10 protein-coding genes are annotated in these 19,370 nt (G+C 66.0%); 8 read left to right on the forward strand and 2 right to left on the reverse strand.

Annotated elements, in window-relative coordinates; genetic code table 11:
* Nucleotides 1-123: 123 nt before the first annotated feature.
* The 6 genes from tssK to ACYOEI_RS23925 all read left to right on the forward strand — a co-directional run bounded on the left by tssK (nucleotide 124) and on the right by ACYOEI_RS23925 (nucleotide 14,790).
* Nucleotides 124-1,518: a type VI secretion system baseplate subunit TssK gene (gene tssK / locus ACYOEI_RS23900; protein ID WP_462852145.1), complete on the forward strand. Its 1,395-nt coding sequence runs from the start codon at nucleotides 124-126 to the stop codon at nucleotides 1,516-1,518.
* A gap of 1 nt (nucleotide 1,519) precedes the next feature.
* Nucleotides 1,520-2,146 (forward strand): DotU family type IV/VI secretion system protein, encoded by a 627-nt coding sequence (locus tag ACYOEI_RS23905; RefSeq protein WP_462852146.1) that lies wholly within the window; start codon nucleotides 1,520-1,522, stop codon nucleotides 2,144-2,146.
* A gap of 30 nt (nucleotides 2,147-2,176) precedes the next feature.
* Nucleotides 2,177-3,598, forward strand: coding sequence for a type VI secretion protein IcmF/TssM N-terminal domain-containing protein (locus tag ACYOEI_RS23910; protein WP_462852147.1), 1,422 nt, complete (start codon nucleotides 2,177-2,179; stop codon nucleotides 3,596-3,598).
* 469 nt (nucleotides 3,599-4,067) lie between these two features.
* Nucleotides 4,068-6,737 carry a type VI secretion system ATPase TssH gene (gene tssH, locus ACYOEI_RS23915; protein WP_462852148.1) on the forward strand — a complete coding sequence of 890 codons (2,670 nt, stop codon included), beginning with the start codon at nucleotides 4,068-4,070 and terminating at the stop codon, nucleotides 6,735-6,737.
* An 824-nt stretch (nucleotides 6,738-7,561) separates the two neighbouring features.
* Complete coding sequence (locus tag ACYOEI_RS23920) at nucleotides 7,562-10,015, forward strand: protein kinase domain-containing protein (protein ID WP_462852149.1); 2,454 nt, start codon at nucleotides 7,562-7,564, stop codon at nucleotides 10,013-10,015.
* A gap of 836 nt (nucleotides 10,016-10,851) precedes the next feature.
* A complete protein-coding gene (locus tag ACYOEI_RS23925) occupies nucleotides 10,852-14,790 on the forward strand; it encodes a beta strand repeat-containing protein (RefSeq protein WP_462852150.1) in 3,939 nt (1,312 codons plus the stop codon).
* 128 nt (nucleotides 14,791-14,918) lie between these two features.
* Here ACYOEI_RS23925 and ACYOEI_RS23930 read toward each other — a convergent pair whose 3' ends face one another.
* Nucleotides 14,919-16,499: a hypothetical protein gene (locus tag ACYOEI_RS23930; RefSeq protein ID WP_462852151.1), complete on the reverse strand. Its 1,581-nt coding sequence runs from the start codon at nucleotides 16,497-16,499 to the stop codon at nucleotides 14,919-14,921.
* A 511-nt stretch (nucleotides 16,500-17,010) separates the two neighbouring features.
* Nucleotides 17,011-17,337 carry a thioredoxin family protein gene (locus ACYOEI_RS23935; RefSeq protein ID WP_462852152.1) on the reverse strand — a complete coding sequence of 109 codons (327 nt, stop codon included), beginning with the start codon at nucleotides 17,335-17,337 and terminating at the stop codon, nucleotides 17,011-17,013.
* A gap of 255 nt (nucleotides 17,338-17,592) precedes the next feature.
* On the opposite strand from ACYOEI_RS23935, the gene ACYOEI_RS23940 reads away from it, so the two are divergent.
* Complete coding sequence (locus ACYOEI_RS23940; RefSeq protein ID WP_462852153.1) at nucleotides 17,593-18,195, forward strand: RNA polymerase sigma factor; 603 nt, start codon at nucleotides 17,593-17,595, stop codon at nucleotides 18,193-18,195.
* 11 nt (nucleotides 18,196-18,206) lie between these two features.
* A complete protein-coding gene (locus tag ACYOEI_RS23945; protein ID WP_462852154.1) occupies nucleotides 18,207-19,259 on the forward strand; it encodes a serine/threonine-protein kinase in 1,053 nt (350 codons plus the stop codon).
* The last annotated feature ends 111 nt before the right edge of the window (nucleotides 19,260-19,370 follow it).

Below are 19,370 nucleotides of genomic sequence, written 5' to 3' on the forward strand. Positions count from 1 at the left end.
CGCCGGGCGCCGGAGGCCGTTTCGGCTTTCGCGAGGGGGAGGGGCCGGCCCTTCGGATTCGCCTCCCGATCGGTTAGACTCGGGGGGCCGTCCCGGTTGCGAGGAAGGAGCGGGGAACGTCCCATGGCAAGCCGTCCGATCCACTGGCATGAAGGCATGTTCCTGCGGCCGCAGCATTTCCAGGCCGCCGACCGGCATGCGCGGGAGGCCCTGCGGGAATCCGAGGACTGGCTGCACCCTTACAACTGGGGCGTCCGCACGGTCGACTTCGACCGCGAGGCTTTCGGCAACTACTCGGCCGTGCTCCGATCGTGCGAGGCCCGTTTCAAGGACGGGACGAGGCTCTCGATCCCCGCGGACGGCACCGTCGACCCCGTCGAGCTCCGCGGGTCGCTGGCGAGCACCGGGGCCGTGACGGTCTACCTGGCCATCCCCTCGCTCGTCGCGGGCCGGGCGAACGTGGAGGAGACGCCGACTGCCAACGGCCCGAGGTACTGGGTCGACCGCCACGAGGTCGACGACGAGAATACCGGCGGTGCCGACCAGCCGATCCTCGTCAGACGCGTCCGCGCCCGGCTCCTGCTGTCGGACCAGGACCACACGGGTTACGAGGTCCTCCCTTTGGCCCGGGTCGAGCGTTCGGCCCAGCTCGAGGCCCCGCCCCAACTCGATATCGACTACGTCCCGCCGCTGCTCGTCATGGACGGCTGGGCGCCCCTCTGGCAGCTCGTCCAGTCGCTCTATCACCAGGTCGGGGCGAAGGTCGACCAACTTGCGTCCCAGGTCATCGACCGGAGCATCTCGTTCGACAGCCAGATCCCCGGCGACGCGGAGCGACTGCTGAAGCTGACCGTGCTGAATGGCGCGGTGTCGGCGTTCGAGTCGATCGCCTTCATCCGAGGGCTCACGCCGCTCTACCTGTATCACGAGCTCTGCCGGTTCGTCGGCCAGCTCTCGATCTTCATGGAGGCGCGTCGACCCCCGTCCTTGCCGCCTTACGACCATGAGGACCTCGGCGGTTGTTTCTACACGGTGATCAAGTATATTCAACTCGGGCTCGACACGATCGCCCCTTCGGCGTTCGAGAAGCGGTACTTCGAGCGGAACGGCGAGCGCCTCCAGGTGAGCCTCGAGCCGCGCTGGCTGAGCAGCGACCAGATCCTCTTCCTGGGGGTCGAGACCGAGCTGGGGGACGAGGATTGCGAGCAGCTCCTGCGCTCGATGGACATGAAGCTGGGGAGCACGTCGCGGGTCGAGCAGATCTTCAAGCAGGCGCTCCGCGGCCTGAAGCTGGTGCCGATGGCCCGGCCCCCCCGGGCTTTGCCCGCGGGCACCGGGATCGTCTACTACCAGATCGAACGCGATCAGGTCTTCTGGCGAGACGTGGCCGACACGGCGTCGATGGCCATCCGCATGAACCTCTCGCGGGCCTCGTTCAAGAGCGACCGGATCCTGTCGGTCGTTCATCCCAAGAGCAGCAAGACCACGAATCTCCAATTCGCGTTGTTTATCGTTTAATATGACGGATGCCTTCGCCAACCTCGTCAGCCCTGTGTTCCAGCGCGTGATCGATCTCCAGCTCCGGCTGGAGGACGGTGAGAACCCCCCGCTCGGGGTCGAGCGGGAGGCGATCGTGGTCCTTCTCGGCGAGGCCGAGCGGAAGGCCGGCGAGTCGAGCCAGCTCGCGCACGACTTCGAGCTCGCCAAGCACGGCCTGGTCTACTGGATCGACGAGATCCTGATCAACTCGTCGTGGAGCCACGCGACGGAGTGGCGCCAGCAGATCCTCGAGTGGGACATCTATCAGGAACGTCTCCGCTCCGAACGATTCTTCGAGAAGGCGCAGGAGGCGGAGGGGCTGGCGAACACGGACCCGCTCGAGACATTCTACCTCTGCGTCGCCCTGGGTTTCCGGGGGCGCTACATGGAGGCCCAGCCCGAGCTTCGCAGGTGGGCCGAGCGTGTGTACAACCGGATTGCGTCGGGGAGCCGACAGCCCGACAAGTTCTTGCCCGACGAGACGACCGCCCGCACGTCGTTGCACCCGCTGCCCGGGCAGTCGATCCTGTTGGCGGTCAGCATCCTGGTCTCGATCTCGGCGTTGATCACCCTGGCGTGCTTCGTAATGGCCGTGCCGCCTCAATAACGAGGCCGCCCTTCCGGGACCCGACGCGACGTGACTTCTACCATCCTCAGCACGTGGCAGTGGGTGCTCCTATCCCTCGGGACCCTGGTGACGGCGTTCGGGGCCTACCTCCTCCTCCGGTGGTCCTGGCGCTGGTTCCTGATCGCGCTCCTGGCGGTCGCCGCGATCCTCTTCCTCATGGTGTTGCCGGCGCGATTGCCGGCTTCGGGGTTCCTCGACGCGTCGACCCCGACGATCCTCGCGAACCACTTCTGGACCTGGATCCTGCTGCTGATCGTGGGGATGGTCGCCTCGGTGCTCCTCCTCGTCCGGTTCTTCCGCGCGGGGCGGATCCCCGCCAGGACGGAGGTGGCGGCGGTCGACCCGGCCGAAGTCCCCGCCGAGATCCGGGCCGCCTGGGAGGAGATCCATCTGAGCCTGGGGCATGCGCAGATCGACCTGGGCACTCAGAACGTGATCCTGGTCCTGACGCCCCACGAAGAGTGGACCACGGCGCTGGTGCAGTCGGCCGGCCTCCAACTGTTCGCCCAGGCGCCCGCGGCCCCGTCGCCGGTCCATGCGTTCGCGACCGCCGAGGGGGTGATCCTGAGTCTTTCGGGCGCCTCGGGGTTCGGGATGCAGGACCCAGAAGGGGTTCGGCGGCTGGAGTCCGTCTGCCGACTCCTGCTGGACGAGCGGCCCGACTGCCCGATCGTCCGGGGGGTCGTCGTCCTCTTCCCGATCACCTGGGCCGGCTCCCCCGAATCGATCAAGTGGTCCTCGTCCCTCCGCGACGACCTCCGCGTGGTCGAGCGAGTCTTCAAGATCCGCTGCCCGGTCTTCGCCCTCTTCCCCCAGATGGAGACGACCCCGGGCTTCGCCGAGTTCGCCGGCCGGATGTCCCCGGCCCTGAGACAAGGGCGCTGCGGCTTCGCCGTCCCGAGCTCGCAGCCGTTCAGCGGCGACCTGATGCAGCGCGGCTTGATCTGGATCTCGGGCTGGTTCCACGGGTGGACCCTGAGCCTGATGACCGAGGACCTCTTCAATCAGCCCGGGAATAACCGCCTGTTCCTGCTCGACCATGAAGTCCGGCGCTATCGGAAACGGTTGCGCTCCGTCATGGAGGCCGCCTTCTCGACCCACAGCGGCGTCGAGCCGGTCCTCTTCCGTGGATGCTATTTCCTCGCGACCGGCGAGAGCTCTCGCGAGCAGGCGTTCACGGCGGGCCTCCTCCGTGGGCCTCGCGGGCGAATCTTCGCCGACCATTCGTTCACCCAGTGGACCCAGCAGGCCGAGGACGACGACCGGTTCTTCCGCCGGATCGCACTCGCCGTCGGCCTGGTCGGTGGATTTCTGGTCCTCATGGGTTGGGTGGCGATCATCGTCGCATCGACGAGTGCATGGTGGTGGATCGGGCCGTTTGCCCTCGGCCTGGTCTGGATCGTGGCGGCCTTCCGGTTCACCCGCTGGTGAAATTGGGCTCGTGATGCGTCGACTCTAAAAGTTGGGGCTCGATTTACGGTTTCATTCGGATGAGGATAATCCCAACTTCCCCTCCCCCCGGTAGGTGGGTCACTCTTGCCCCGCGTCTTTCGCCTTGGCTTCCGCAGGAAGAGCGGGGCAAGAGTGACCCACCTACCGGGGGGACGTCGGTGCGGTCTTGAGCGTCTGATGACAACGAAAGCAGCCGCGACATACGCCGAATCCAGGCTTGGCGGGGCACTCGGCGTCTATCGAAGGGCGCTGAAGCTCAATTGGGATGTTGGTCGTCCTTACCGTTCCCCACGGCCCGACCGTTGGGTTATCCTCGGGCGGCCTCGGTGATCCATCCACGGATCGCACAAATCTCGGGCGTTCTTTGTGTCACGGGTCGCCCTGGGCTTGCGTTCCCTTAGCAACGCCGGCCGGGGTGGCGCGGCCTAGTCTCGACGGGGAGGGGACGATGGGTCTGGACTCGGGTGCACTGATCAAGACGCTGAATAAGACTTGCCTCAACGCCTTGCAGTCGGCGGCCGGGCTCTGCCTCTCCCGGACCAACTCGTCGGTCGAGATCGAGCACTGGCTGTTGAAGCTCGCGGAGCCGACCGACACCGACTTCGCCAAGATCTTCCGGCACTTCGAGATCAACCCGTCGAATCTCCAGCGAGACCTGACCCGCGCCATCGACGAGCTCAAGACGGGTAATGCGCGAACACCGTCGCTCTCGCTGTCGATCGACCAGCTCATCCGCGAAGCCTGGGTGCTGGCCTCGGTCCAGTACCAGGCCCGTCAGGTCCGCTCGGGCATGCTCCTGCTCGCCCTGCTCAGCGACGAACGCCTCGGCCGACAGGCCCGAGGGTCGTCGTCCGAGCTGGCGAAGGTCGACACCAACGTGCTCTTCGCGAATCTCCTGACGCTCGTCGCGGGCTCGAGCGAGGACCAGGGGACTGCCGCCGATCGGGGCTCGTCCGAGCCCGGGGCCCCGGCCGGGACCCCCTCGAAGGGGGCGACCCCGTCGCTCGACCAGTTCACGGTCAACCTGACCGAACGGGCCCGCGAAGGGAAGATCGACCCCGTCCTCGGTCGAGACGCCGAGGTCCGGCAGATGGTCGATATCTTGATCCGGCGCCGGCAGAACAACCCGATCCTCACGGGCGAGGCCGGCGTCGGCAAGACCGCCGTCGTCGAAGGCTTCGCGCTTCGGATCGCCAATGGCGACGTGCCCACACCCTTGAAGAATGTGGTGCTCCGGACCCTCGACCTCGGGCTCCTCCAGGCCGGGGCGGGGATCAAAGGAGAGTTTGAGAACCGGCTCAAGCAGGTGATCGCCGAGGTCAAGGCGAGCCCCGTCCCGGTCATCCTGTTCATCGACGAGGCCCACACGATGATCGGGGCCGGCGGGCAGGCGGGGCAGGGGGATGCCGCGAACCTGCTCAAGCCGGCCCTGGCCCGAGGCGACCTCCGCACGATCGCGGCGACCACCTGGGCCGAGTACAAGAAGTATTTCGAGAAGGATGCGGCCCTGGCGAGGCGGTTCCAGGTCGTCAAGGTCGAGGAGCCGACCGAAGAACGCGCCATCATCATGATGCGCGGGATCGTCGCCATGCTCGAGAAGCACCACGGCGTCCGGATTTTGGACGAGGCGGTCGAGGCTTCGGTCAAGCTCTCGCACCGGTACATCCCCGGCCGGCAGCTCCCGGACAAGTCGGTAAGCCTCCTCGACACGGCCTGCGCCCGCGTCGCGATCGGCCGGGGCGCGATCCCCCCCGCCGTCGAAGACGGCCGGCGTCGGATCGAGAACCTCAAGGTCGAGATCGCCGTCCTCGACCGCGAGAACATCACGGCCCCCCGGCACGACGAACGGCTCGCCGAGGCCCGAGAGGCCCTGGCGCAGGCCGAAACCCGGCAAGCGGAGATGGAGTCGCGTTGGGAGAAGGAACGCGCCCTGATCGAAGAGGTCCAGGCCCTCGGCGACCGGATCGAGTCCCTCCACGCCGCTTCGGCGACCGCCGGGGGGGCGCCGGCCAGCCCATCACCCGAGATCGCGACGCTTCGCGCCGACCTGGACGCGAAGACGTCCGGGCTCCGGGCCCTCCAGGGGGAATCCCCCTTGATGCAGGTCCGGGTCGATTCGCAGACGATCGCCGAGGTCATCGCCGGCTGGACGGGCATCCCCGTCGGCAAGATGCTCGCCGACGAGATCCGGACCGTCCTCGACCTCAAGGCGAAGCTCGAAGAGCGCGTCATCGGCCAGGCCCACTCGCTCGATGCCATCGCGCAGCGGATCCGCACCTCGAGGGCCAACCTCACCGACCCGAGGCGCCCGATCGGCGTCTTCATGCTCGTCGGCCCCAGCGGCGTCGGCAAGACCGAGACCGCAATGGCCCTCGCCGATACCCTCTACGGCGGCGAGCGTAACCTCGTGGTCATCAACATGTCGGAGTACCAGGAGGCCCACACCGTCTCCGGACTGAAGGGCTCGCCTCCCGGCTATGTCGGCTACGGCGAAGGGGGTGTCTTGACCGAGGCCGTCCGGCGCAAGCCTTACTGCGTGGTCCTGCTCGACGAGGTCGAGAAGGCCCACCCCGACGTCATGGAACTGTTCTTCCAGGTCTTCGACAAGGGGGTCCTGGAGGACGGCGAGGGGCGGGAGATCGACTTCAAGAACACCGTGATCCTCCTGACGTCGAACGTCGGGACCGACACCGTGATGAAGCTCTGCGCCGACCCCGACACCATGCCCGAGCCGACCGGTCTCGCCGATGCCCTCCGTCCCGACCTCCTGAAGGCGTTCCCGCCGGCGCTCCTCGGCCGACTGATCGTGGTCCCCTACTACCCGATCGCCGACGACGTCATGAAGCAGATCATCCGGCTCCAGCTCGGCCGAGTCGCAAAGCGGATGCGGGAGAACCACAAGGCGCAGTTTTCCTACACCGACGCGCTCGTCGACAACATCGCGGGCCGTTGCCAGGAGGTCGAGAGCGGCGCCCGGAATGTCGACCACATCCTGACTCGTACGCTCCTGCCCGAACTCTCCCGAGAGTTCCTCACCCGCATGGCGTTGGGCCAGGCGATCGCCAAGGTCCACGTCTCGGTCGACGGCGAAGGGGCCTTCCAGTATGCCATCGAGTGATCCGAGAGGAGAAGATCGGCTGCGGGGGCAGGGGACAGGTTCGGTGACAACGATGCCTACCTGGGAAGCCAAACGCACCGACGAAACACGTATGGTCGAGGATGCCCTGGGAAACGAATTCGAACGCGTCGACTCGTATCGCCACAACTCGGCGTCGATCCGCGTCCGAGTCGTCGATTCGCGATTCGATGCGATGTCTCGTGATGAACGAGAACGACGGGACGAGGACCGGATCGGTCGACTTCCCGAGGGCACACAGCAGGATATCGTGACCATCGTCTGCTTTGCTCCGGCCGAGTTGCAGAAGGCAAGGCCCCGAAAACTATTCGGGAATATATGTTGAACGCGGAGTTCGATGATCCAAGCCCCTCCACGCCGTGAACAGAACAAAGCCTTCGGGTTGGCGGGAGAACGGCTGCCTAGCTTGCCTGGTTTTTGTAATCGGTCGAATCCGGGACGTTCTCGCATGGTCGGGGGCGTCCCGGATCGCGTTTCGGGGGTGGCTTGGCGACCTTATTATCTTGCTCGGGGGCGTGACCCGAGACCACAATAGGTGTGATTGGGAAGTGATCCGACGATGTCTCGGCTGACGAGACGAAGGGTCGTCGAATTCTTCCGGGACTGGCCCCCCAAAGTCGGGTTGAAGAGAGCCGGCGGGGAATCCTGTCCGGCTCTTGGTTTTTTGGCGTTCTCAAGAGAGGGGCCGGGGTCGTTTCTTGTGATCGCCCGCGATGCTCTCTAACGTTGTCCGTCGAGCCCCGTTTTCTGGATAAGATAGCAACACCTGGAGTTTTGGCCGTCGACTCCCTGATGGATGAACGCTCATGGTGGAAGGACGAGACGACATCGGTGCGCGGAGGACGGTCTTCGGATTCGAGCAAGGCCCCACCAGGCCGAGCACGGATCGACCGGAGACTCCTCGCGACTCGGACTCGGGCGAAACCCTTCGCCAGGAGAGTCACGTCGAAGGGGGAACGACGGTCCCGACCCACATCCCTTATCTCAGCCCGGCTTCGGGCTCGGGGGGCGACTCCATAAAAGACTCGGACGGTGCGTCGACCCTCGACTCGTCGTTCGACATGACCGACTCGCCGGTCCCGGGGCAGGTCCTGTTCGGCCGATACCTGGTCGTCCGGCAACTCGGCGAAGGGGGGATGGGGACCGTCTGGCTGGTGCGCCACCTCGAGCTCGACTCGGAGCGGGCGCTGAAGCTGATCGTCTCGGGGATCGCCATGGATTCCCAGATGCGGGCCCGCTTCAGGCGTGAGGCCCGCATGATGGACCGGCTCAACCATCCGAGCGCGGTGCGGGTCTACGACGCCAAGCTCGGCACGGGGACCGCCTTCATCGAGATGGAGCTTGTCCGGGGCGAGAGCCTCAACCGAGTCCTTAAGCCCGGCCAGCCGATGCCGATCGAGCAGGTCGTCGCCCTCATCGACCAGCTCTGCGACGTCCTCCAGGCCGCCAACGACGAAGGGATCATCCACCGCGACCTGAAGCCCTCGAACCTGATGCTCGTCGAGTCTCGGGTCCCCGGGAAGAAGATCCTGAAGCTCCTGGATTTCGGCATCGCCAAGTTCCGCGACGGCGGCGAGGTCGACGACATCACGACCCAGACCGGGCTGTTCATCGGGACGCTCCCATACGCGAGCCCCGAGCAGATCCGGGGCGACGACATCGACACCCGGAGCGACCTGTACTCGGTGGGGGTCTTGCTCTACGAGCTTCTCACGGGCTTCCGGCCGTTCTCGGGGCCCCCCAACGCGCTGATCGCCAGCCACCTGTCCGTGGCCCCGCCCGCGTTCGCCGACAAGAATCCCGACGTCGAAATCGCGCCCGAGATCGAAGACGTCGTGATGATCTGCCTGGCGAAGGATGCCAAGGACCGGCCCCAGTCGCCTCACGAACTCCTCGAGATGTTCCACGAGGCGTTGGATGCCTGGGGCGGGTTGCGTGGGGACGGGCCTAAGACCGAGAAGATCGCGGCGTATCGGGGCTCTCGAGTCGACCCGTTGACGCGCACGCAACCGTTCACACAGGACGGGCCTTACCGCCGAGGGGACAAGCCGGCGGAGACCGAAGTGGCCGTCGAAGAGCCCCCGGTCCCTCCCAAGCCTCGCCGCCGTCCCTGGAAGCTGATCGTCGCGTTGGGGATCGCCTTCGCCTTCGTGGCCGCGGTCGTCGGTCCCCGATACGTGACCATACCGACGTTGAAGGACCTCAAGGAACGGACCAAGCTGGTCGGCGGCTTTGGGGGCGGCAAAACTCCTGAGGTTGCCGCGCAACTCGAACTCTGGAAGGCGCGAGGGTATACTGCCGACCCGAAGGCGGGGCAATCCGACCAGGGGTGGCCCAACGCACTGACCTCGACGGACGGGATCCGGCTCGAGCTCAACGGGCGCCGGATGTACTTGCCCGCAGGATACTCGCCGGGCGAGAAGCTCGACCCCAAAGGGATGCCCCTGGTCCTGAAACGTGACGAGGACGGGGCGACCTTCGTTCGCATCGTCGGCGGCACCTTCCGCATGGGGAATTTCAGCGAGACGCCCGACCTCGAAGGCCGGTCGGACCCGGCGCATCCGGTCTCGCTCTCGAGCTTCTACCTCCAAACGACGGAGGTGACGAACGGTGAGGTCGAGCACCTCTTCCGCGAGTCGAATTCGAGCGTCCCACCCGAATGGAAAAAGCGGTTCGACACGCTCGTCAAGGAAAGCTCCACCGAGGAGGCACGCAAACATCCTGCCGTCCACCTCCGCTACGAGCTTGCGAGCGAATACGCCCGCCAACGAGGGGGACGCCTCCCGACCGAGGCTCAGTGGGAATACGCGGCCCGTTCCGGCGGCAAAGACTACCTCCACGTTTGGGATTTCGGCGATGAGCTCGACGTGCCGCTCCAGCAACTGGCGAATATCTACACGGTCGGGGACGGAAGCACACTCAACACGGCGAAGTTCCGCTCTTACCCCAAGGATGCGACCGCCAACGGCATCATGGACTTGACCGGCAATGTCCGAGAGCTCTGCCGGGACGTCTGGATGCCTTACCAAACGAAGAAGGAGCCGGAACTCGATCCCCAGTTCCTGCCCGACGCCACGAATCGCGACGTTTCGGTCGTGGTCCGAGGGGGCTCGTATCAGTCCTACCCCGAATCGGCCCGCACGACCTATCGCGTCGACAAGCTCCAGTGGAACGACCATGCCGCCGACATCGGCTTCCGGATCGTCCTCGAGTGCCCCGAGCTGCCCGCAGGGGCGCTGCCGGCTACGCCGAAGCCCTGAGAAGCGACTTGGGCCTCCAAACTCGGCCCGAGTCCTGAAGTCGAACGGCCGACTGATCCGGATCGATTGGGCATCCCTTCCCTTGTTTCGCGAAGGCTCGAGCCTTCGCGCGAACGAGTAGGTCATGCCCATAGAACCGATTCGGGGGGCCGGATCGCTGGAAATCGGGCAGGTCGTCCGACGGGCAAACTTTACCCACAACGGGTGATTTGCATAATGCGGGGTTTGGGGGTCTTGCTGGATCTTGGTGGTCTGGGGAAAAGTTCTTGACCGAGTGGTAATCATCTTCTATCTTACTGTGTTATAGATCACCAACTTTTACACCCTCGCGACGAGCACCGACTTGCGCCCATCGATTCGGCCGTCGGCGAACCCTGAGGTCCTGGGACCTCACCGGGCCCGATGGTAATCCTTAGGCGTGGGAGCGTCGGAGTCTTCCAGGCCGAACCCGCGACCCTCCGTCCCATGGGTCGTATTGAGGAGTGATCGCGGGTTCCGGTTTTGTGGAAAGCCGCGATCCGTCGGGATGCCCCGGCTTCGCGGGCCATGTCGGCGGTGACGGTTGGCTTTGGCCTCCGAGAAACTCTGTCCGTGGGGTGTGGAATTGTTGCGCCGTCGGCTTCGAACGGACTCGTCGATCCTCCCTTTTGGGGGATCGAACGTCGACCCACAGGGATGACCGCCCGATCGGCAACCGGGACCGCTCGACGCCTCGCTCGTATGGCCTATCGTGATTGGATCAATAGGTGCCGACTCTCTTCGAGAGTTGAACTGTCCATCGTTGGCCCACTCCGCCGCTCGACGCCACGCCTCGCGGCTCGGGAGATTTTCGACCGATGAAGATCGACATGAACGGCCAGACCGCAGAGCCCCGGCCTACCGAACGAGAGCGGCCTACGTCCTCTCGTCGGACGCGCTCCCAGGCCCGGCTCGAGACCCTGGAACGCCGGACGTTGCTCGCCGCCGACATCACGATCGGGTCGGGGAACAACCTGGTCTTCAACAGTGATCTCGCCGTCGTCAACAACGTGGACGTGTCGTTCTCGGGCAATTCTTATGTGATCTCCGACCCGTCGACCACGATTTCGGTGACGAATCTCGGCGGCGGCGTGACCGTGGCGGGAGATGGGACCCCGACGGTCACGATCACGAATCTCTCGTCGACGCCGTCGGCGTCGTTGACGTTCAACCTCTTCACGGGCACGCCGGCCAACCCGAACACCATCGACCTGCACTCGAACAACGACCCCGTCGACATCGTCAACATCGCCGGGACGGGGATCGTCACCATTGGCGACGGGGTCAACGGCACGTCGGGGATCGCGCAAGCCGTCAACGTCGATTCCTCGACTTCTGTCGGGACGGTCACGCAACTCGTCGTGGACGATTCCACGACCACGAGCCCCGGTCGGAACGCGACTCTTACGTCCGCGCAAAACCCCTCGACGTTGCAGGCGAACGGCCTCATCACCGGTTTTTCTCCGGCGGACATCACGTATTCGCTCGATAACACGCTCCAACTGGTCACGCTGGACGGCGGTGCCGCGGCGGATGCCTTGACCGTCGATTTCGGGGGCGCGGGCGGGAATCCCATCCCCCAGAGCCAGGTCCCCGGGGTCGTCTTCAACGGTGGGGCCGGTAGTAACACCCTGAATATCCAGGGGAGCCTGGTGAACGGGGGTATTGACGACGAGGACTACACCCCGAGCGGTCCTGGCGCCGGGGAGATCGGATTCCAGTTCTCGTTTGGTAGCGGCCCGACTGTCCCCATCGGGATCGACTTCAGCGGCCTGGCCTCCATCAACGACTCGACGCCGATCTTTACCACGGACCTCCATCCGTTCGCGTCGACCGACATCACCGATGGCCCGCTGCTGGGCTCTGCCCAGTCGATGACGGTCTCCGATGGCTCGGGGAGCTCGCCGTCGGCCTTCGCGCCGATCAACCTCGCCAACAAACAGACCGTCAACGTCAACCTTGGCGTCGGCCCCAATACCGTCAACCTCAACAGCCCGACCGCCTCGGCCGGGCTGGTGGCCCTGAACGTCGCCTCCGACTCGTCGAGCCAGGGGGACACGGTCAACGTGACGGCCACCCCGGGCATCGCGTTGGACCCCGGCTCGGTCCTGACGACCGTCACCACCCTCGGCGCGAACAACGCGGTCAACGTGTTGATCACGGGCCTGGCACCCCCCGCGACCGCTGGTGGGACCACCTTCACCGCCAACGGTGCTGCGGCGAATAGCACCCTGGGTGTCGACGCCGCCGGCACCGAGCCCGTGAACCTCACCACGACCCAGGTGGCCATCGGGACACAGACGTTCAACTACTCGTCGTTCCAGACGATCGACCTGTCAAACATCACCGACCACATCACATCGATCACGCCGACCACACTGAATGCAACCGAGGGTACGGCGCTGTCGAACGCGGTCGTGGCGAGCTTCGCCAACGCCGCGATCTACGTCGGGCCGCAGCACTTCCTCGTGACGATCGACTGGGGCGACGGGACGACCTCCGCAGGGACCGTGGTGCCCACGGGGACCGGGACCTACAACATCATCGGGTCGCACACATATACGGCCTACGGCACGTTCACGGTCGGGACGGACGTCGAGACCACGACGGGGAACGGCGGATCGGGCACGGTCGGCGGTGTCACGGTCAACTCGGAGAGCTTCGTGAGCTCCGTGACCGCGGCGACCAACGGGACGGCCAACGTCTCCGACGCCAACGTCCTGACCCCGGTCGACACCACCAACACCGTCCTTGAAGGCCAGGCCTTCACCGGCACGGTGGCCACGTTCAACGATGCCTACACGGGCGAGCCGACCAGCAGCTTCACCGCGACGATCAACTGGGGCGACGGGACCACCACGGCGGGCACCGTGAACTCCAGTACCCCCGGCGTCTACACCGTCACGGGGACGCACACCTTCAACGCGCCCGGGCAGTTCGCCGGCCGCGTCACACTGAGCGACGTCTCACCCGGGACGGCCACCGCCACGGCCAACAGCACGTTCATCGTCGTCCCGGCCCTGGTGGTCACCAATACGAACGATGACGGGCGGGGGTCCCTCCGGTTCGCGATCAACGCCGCCAACCAGTTTGGTGGGGGCACGATCACCTTCGCGGTCCCGTCCGCGGGGCCGAACGTTTTGCATCTGCTCTCCCCCTTGCCGACGGTCACGTCGACCACCACCATCGACGACACGATCCAATCGCCCTACTCGCAGGTTCCCCCGGCGCCCTTCGTCATCGACGGGAGTCTGGTCAGCTTCGGATCGAACCCGAGCGTGACGGCCTCGCCCTTTCCGGCCCTGCTCGACGTGAACGCACCGGGAAGCATCATCAAAGGCCTGACGTTTCAGGCGTCGCAGGGGGTGGGCCTCGTGCTCGACTCCAACAGCGGCGGCAGCCTGATCGCGGGCAACTTCATCGGGACCGATCCCAGCGGGTCGACCACGAGCGCCTCGATGGGGAACAAGCTCGGGGGCTTGCTCATCGTCTCGGCGGGGAACACCATCCAGGGGAACGTGATCTCGGGTAACGGTGGGTCGGGCAACCCCACTCCGGGCAACCCGAGCGACCTCGTGGGCTTCGGCGTCGGGTTCTTCGGGCCCACGGCCTCGGGGAACATGCTCCTCAACAACGAGATCGGAACCGACGCTCAAGGGACGCATTCGCTACCCAACTTCGACGGTGTCGATATCGTCGGCGCCAGCGGCAACACGATCGCCGGCAACATCATCGCCGGCAACAACGCGGCGGGCGTCTATCTCTACGGTGGGACGACCGGCACCACGCTGATCGGGAACAAGATCGGGATCGCCGACGCCGCACATACGCTCGGCAACCAGACGGGCGTGGTGATCGCGGATTCGAGCGGTAACCGAATCGGCGGGTTCACTTCCGACACCTCGAACATCGTCGCGGGCAACGCGACGTCCGGCGTCCTCATCTTCAATAGCGGCTTCCCGGGCGGGACCGACGCGACGAACAACGTCGTGGCCTTCAGTTACCTCATCGCCAACGGCCAGAACGGGGTGTACATCCTCAACGCCTCGGGCAACCAGGTCGGCACCTCGACCAGCGGTGTCGCGTCGGGTCCCGGGAGCTCCGGCGGCGTTTCGGCGGGCGGGAATCTCATCCAGGACAACGGCTTCAGCGGCGTCCAGATCGCTGTCGACGTGGTCCCCGGGAGTGGCGGGGTTGTCCCATCGGGGGCGAGTTCGATCGGCAACGCGGTGATCAACAACATCATCACCGGGAGCGGCCACGACGGGATCTATCTCTACAACGCTGCCAACAACCTGATCGGCGTGGGGACGAACGGCGTCGTCAACGGCAACACGATCCAGGGGAGCGGCTTCTCGGGGGTCTTCCTCGACGGCCCGGCTTCGTCCCAGAACCGGGTTGCCGGGAATGCGATCTCGCAGTCCTCGCTCTACGGCATCCTGATCAACAACGGGACCCAGAACCTGATCGGCGGGACCGGGGTTGCGGGGAACCTGATCCGAGGCAACCGCGGCGGGGCGTTCCAGGTCCTCAGGAACAACGTGCCTCCGAAGTTCGGAGGGCTCGCGGGGAACCACTTCCTGGGAAGCGCCCGGGGATCCCAGCGGGGACCCGTCCAGGCCAGGCAGCGCACCCGAGGGGCCTCGGGCCTGAGGGCTCGGTCGGGGGCGCACGCCCTCAAAGTTTCTCACCTCTCGATCCGATCCGGCGGCCATCATCCGGTCGGCCCCTTGCATCACCTCGCGAAGAAGGGTTGATCCCTGTTCGCGGAGTGTTTTGCTCACGCCTGCAAACATCGAAAGGCCGGGGTCGCCGCCCGAGTTCGACTCGGACGGCCCCCGGCCCTTCGCGTTCTCGGACGTCGGGATGGAGGTGACGAGGTCGGTTACTGCCCGGCCATCGTGGGGGCATTCCGCTGGCGGCCGCCGAAGTAGATGTTCAACTGGGCCACGGCCTCGACGCTGAAGGGCCTCGGACCCGAGACGGGCGCCACGGCACCGAGGGTCAAAACCGTTCGCTGGCCGAACTGGGTGTTGGCCCCCAACGTCAGGTCGACGACGGTCTGCGTGCCGACCGGGTCCCGGACGTTGAACACGTCGGTATGGTTCAGCGGCACGTTCACGTGGAGCTCGAAGATCGGCGCGAAGGCGGTGAGGAAGGTGTCGAGCCTCTCGTTGCGGTACAGGTAGTAACCGACGCCGACGTCACTGAACAGCATCGTCACGTCGTTCGGGTCCGTCGGGGCGACGATCGACTCGAAGCCGTGGAAGTAGAAGTCACCCTTGGTGAAGAAGTAGGCGACGAACGGCTGGAGTGCGACGTTGCGGAAGCTCTTGCTGAAGTTCGAGCCGGCGAACGAGCCGGGGCCGGTCGGCAAGGTCATCGACAACCCGCCCGAGATCAGGCCGCCGTCCCTCTGGCCGGGATACTGGGCGGGATATCCGAAGCCCCCGAATCCCGGGACGTTCTGGTCCGTATTCCAACGCTGCCACAAGATGAACTTGCCGAACAGGTTCAGGTCGCCCATCGCGGTGCTCGTCCCGCCGAGGCCCTGGAACGAGCTGCGGGCCGAGAGGGTGTTCAAGCTCTCGCTGAAGCCGATCGAGCCCATGCCGCCGAAGATCGTCTTCTCGAACCCGAGCACGTAGCGGTAAATCTGGATCGACGAGACCGGCGCCCCGAATCGTTGGTTCGTGGCGTAGTTCACGTTGTTGAAGTAGTTGAAGTTCGTATAGATACGATCCTGGGGGATCGGGCTCTGGTTATCCGAATACTTCATGGCCCGGATGTAAGGCACGGCCGTTTTGGCCCGGGTCGCGAGCGCGGGAGACAACTCGCTTCGGGAGCCCGGCTGGTGGGGCACACCGGGGATGGTCGGGCGATTCGAGATGGCTCGGCCGAAGATCGGGGCCTGGTCGCCGATCATCACGCCGAAGGCCGAAGGAGCCCCGCTCTGAACTCCTCCCGCCGCGGGAGAATACGTCGAGCTGTCACCGAAGGCGTTGGCCCCGGCGTCCGTGCCCGAGGAGGCGGCATCCGACCCCGGTGTCGAGGTGTTCGCCGACCCGGTATCGCCCGGGGAATTGGGGTTGGAACCTGCACCCGAGCCGGGCGAGGTCGATGACCCGTCGGCGCCCGTGCCACCCTGACCTGGCATCCCCGAGCCCGGTGTCGATCCGTCGGCCCCGAACCCTCCCTGCGATTCGGGCACCGGCTCATTGCCGGGGTACTGCGGGCTGGGAACCCCGGGCGGATACTGGCCATCCGGATAGACACCCGGCGCAGGGCCCGCCTGGGCGAGCAAGATCGGTTCCGCGGCTCTCGGCGAAGCCGAACGCGTGTCCCCGGCGGACGCTCGCACCCCGTCAAGGGCGGGCGAAACACCTGCTGCAACGGCCGGCCCCGCGACCCACGATCCGAGGCTGGCGAACACCATCCCTAGTGATAGTCTCGTGATCCTGTCCATCGGGCCAGGAGCTCCTAATAGTTTCGTACGACGGATAGATCGTGACGCGGTGCCGGCCCGATCGAGGCCCGCGGAGCCGCCCGATGAGTCTTTGGGCGAGGCCATGGGCCTCGGGTCCCGTCGCGGAATCTCGCGAATTATGGGGTCGGCGGAGCCTTCCTGGCCGCCGACGGCGTCGCTTGCGAGTGCAAGAGCACACTTTTCGCCTCGTGCGAGAGTAATTATCGTCGAAGACGGAAGCTCTGTTTATACTTATTATGTGGAACGCGCGAGTTGTGATCGTGGTCGGGCCGTTAGGGGTTCGGGCTAAAGGGATCCGACACGCACTCTTGCATCATTCCCGGGGGGCAAAACCCCCCAAACTTGGACGCCGGCCGGGGGGCATGGCGGTCCTCGCATCTCGTAGGGCGGGCACCCCTCAGAGGCCTTCGTGAGCGCCCCGTGGGCGTTGCCCGCCCCACCTCGGATCATGAACCGAGCATGACTTTCCTGACTTTCGCTGGTTGACGTCTCAGGACGTCACGCCCGAGGCCTCCAGGAGCTTCCGATACGCCGATTCCGGCCTCAAGCCGACGAGCCGGCCCACTTCCCGGCCGTTGCTGTACGCCAGGACCGCCGGGACCGAGGAAACGCCCAGCCGACCGGCCAGCTCGCCGTTCGATCCCGCCTCGATCTTCAGCACCTTGGCCCGCCCTTCATATTCTTCGGCGAGCTTGTCGAGCACCGGGGCGAGCTGTCGGCAGGGAGGGCAGTAGTCGCCGTAGACGTCCAGCAGGACCGGCACCGAGGCGGCGAGGACCTCGGCGTCATACTCGGCGGCGTTGATTTCGCGGGCCATGGCCCACATCCTTTCACGTTCTTTGGAAAACCGGACTTCGGGATTCGAGGAGGGTGCTGAACCCTCATCGCTCGGGAGGAGAATGCGAGACCCGGCCCCGGTGGTGGACACTCCCCCTTTCGGAATTCCTCGAAAGGAGCTCGGTGCTTCGCATCCGGCCGAGTGGGGACGCCACCCTCGAAGGCGGCCGTTAGAATAGGGGTGGGACTCCCGCGGCATGAGTGAATGGCTCCTGAGGGGATGAGGAGGAGCGGGATGGGCCGGACCGCCGAGGCGCAGGACCTTCTCGATCGGCATCGCGCCGGCGATCCGTCCGCGCGCGAACAGCTTATCTCGCTAGCCCAGGGGCGGTTCGTGGCCCTCGCGCGGGCGATGCTCCGGAGGTTCCCGCACGTGAGGCGCTGGGAGGAGACGGATGACCTCCTCCAAGCGGCGTTGCTCCGCCTCCACCGAGGGCTCGCCGAGGTCCGTCCTGAGAGCGTCCGGCATTTCGACAACCTGGCCGCCTCGCAGATTCGCCGGGAATTGATCGACCTGGCCCGCAGAGACCGGGGGCCTGAGGGGGTGGCGGGCCGGCACCACACCGACGGCAAGGATCCCGGGGAACGCCTGGCGCAGGTCCCCGACGGCTCGGGCCGGCCCGAGGTCCTGGAGGATTGGGCCGCCTTCCACGAGGCCGTGGATCGACTGCCCGAGGCGGAGCGTGAAGTCATGGACCTGCTGTGGTACCAGGGGATGACCCACCAGCAGGTGGCCGAGGCCCTGGGCGTCGCCTCGAAGACCGTCCAGCGCCGATGGACCTCGGCCAGGCTCCTCCTCCACGACGCACTCCACGGCGAGTCTCCGCGCGAGGAATGAAGGGGAGGGCGATGAACACGCAACGCGACGCGATCCTCGACCTGATCGTCCGCTGGGAAGACGCGAAGTCCCAGGGACAGTCTCCCTCAGCCGAGGAGATCTGCTCGGACTGTCCCGAGGTGCTCGACGAGTTCCGCCGCCAGTTGGAGAAGCTCGAGCAGCTCGAGTGGCTGAACGAGCCCATCGACGAGACCGGCCTTTCAACCTCGGGGGACAGGGCATTGCCGCTCCCGGAGCCCGGCTTGCCGAGGACGATGGCCGACCGTTACCGCCTCGACGCCTTGATCGGCTCGGGGGGCTTCGGCCGGGTCTACCGGGGTTACGACACCTGGCTCGAGCGGCCGGTCGCCATCAAGATCCCGAAGGTGAACCGGACGGTCTCCGGGGCCGAGGTCGACCTCTGCCGCCTCGAGGGGCGGAAGGTCGCCCGGCTCCGGCATCCGAACATCGTGCCGGTCCACGACGTCGGGCGGGACGGCGCGAGTTGCTTCATCGTCGGCGAGTGGATCGAGGGCGAAAACCTGGCGACCCGGATCCGGGGTGGTCGCCCGGGGCCTCGCGAGTCGGCCCGGATCGTGGCCGAGGTCGCCGAGGCGCTCGACCACGCCCATCGCGCGGGGTTCATCCACCGCGACATCAAGCCCGAGAACATCCTGATCGACCCGCAGGGCAGGGCTTACCTGACCGACTTCGGCATCGCGGTCGTCGAGGAGGAACTGCTCCGGGACGTCGGCGCCGCGGGGACGCTCCCCTACATGGCCCCCGAGCAACTCGATGGGCAATTCGGCTCCGCAGACTCGCGGTCCGACCTGTTCTCGCTCGGGGTCGTCTTCTACGAGCTGCTGACCGGCCGTCGCCCGTTCTCCGCGGCCTCGACGGTCGCGTTGCGGGCGCAGATCATCCACGACGACCCGCCGGCCCCCCGATCGATCGACCCGACGCTCCCTGAGATACTGGAACGAGCCTGCCTGCGTTGCCTGGCGAAGCGCCCGAGCGACCGCGACCCCGGGGCGGCCTCGCTGGCCACGCACCTGCGCCACTATCTCGGGGCGGTCGGCGCATGAAAAGATTCGTGGAGTCAGCATTTTGAAACGATGTTCTCATGGGAACGCCGGACCCCGGTTGAGCTCCCGCACGTGGCGTTGGGGCGGCCTCGGGCGAGTCACAACCTGGGG

It is taken from the genome of Singulisphaera rosea, from assembly GCF_054877945.1.

Bases quoted from the DNA above. Each gene is read 5' to 3' on its own strand.
- ACYOEI_RS23935 (WP_462852152.1), bottom strand. From the start codon at position 17,337: ATGGCCCGCGAAATCAACGCCGCCGAGTATGACGCCGAGGTCCTCGCC.
- ACYOEI_RS23940 (WP_462852153.1), top strand. From the start codon at position 17,593: ATGGGCCGGACCGCCGAGGCGCAGGACCTTCTCGATCGGCATCGCGCC.
- tssK (WP_462852145.1), top strand. From the start codon at position 124: ATGGCAAGCCGTCCGATCCACTGGCATGAAGGCATGTTCCTGCGGCCG.
- ACYOEI_RS23925 (WP_462852150.1), top strand. From the start codon at position 10,852: ATGAAGATCGACATGAACGGCCAGACCGCAGAGCCCCGGCCTACCGAA.
- ACYOEI_RS23945 (WP_462852154.1), top strand. From the start codon at position 18,207: ATGAACACGCAACGCGACGCGATCCTCGACCTGATCGTCCGCTGGGAA.
- tssH (WP_462852148.1), top strand. From the start codon at position 4,068: ATGGGTCTGGACTCGGGTGCACTGATCAAGACGCTGAATAAGACTTGC.
- ACYOEI_RS23930 (WP_462852151.1), bottom strand. From the start codon at position 16,499: ATGGACAGGATCACGAGACTATCACTAGGGATGGTGTTCGCCAGCCTC.
- ACYOEI_RS23920 (WP_462852149.1), top strand. From the start codon at position 7,562: ATGGTGGAAGGACGAGACGACATCGGTGCGCGGAGGACGGTCTTCGGA.
- ACYOEI_RS23905 (WP_462852146.1), top strand. From the start codon at position 1,520: ATGACGGATGCCTTCGCCAACCTCGTCAGCCCTGTGTTCCAGCGCGTG.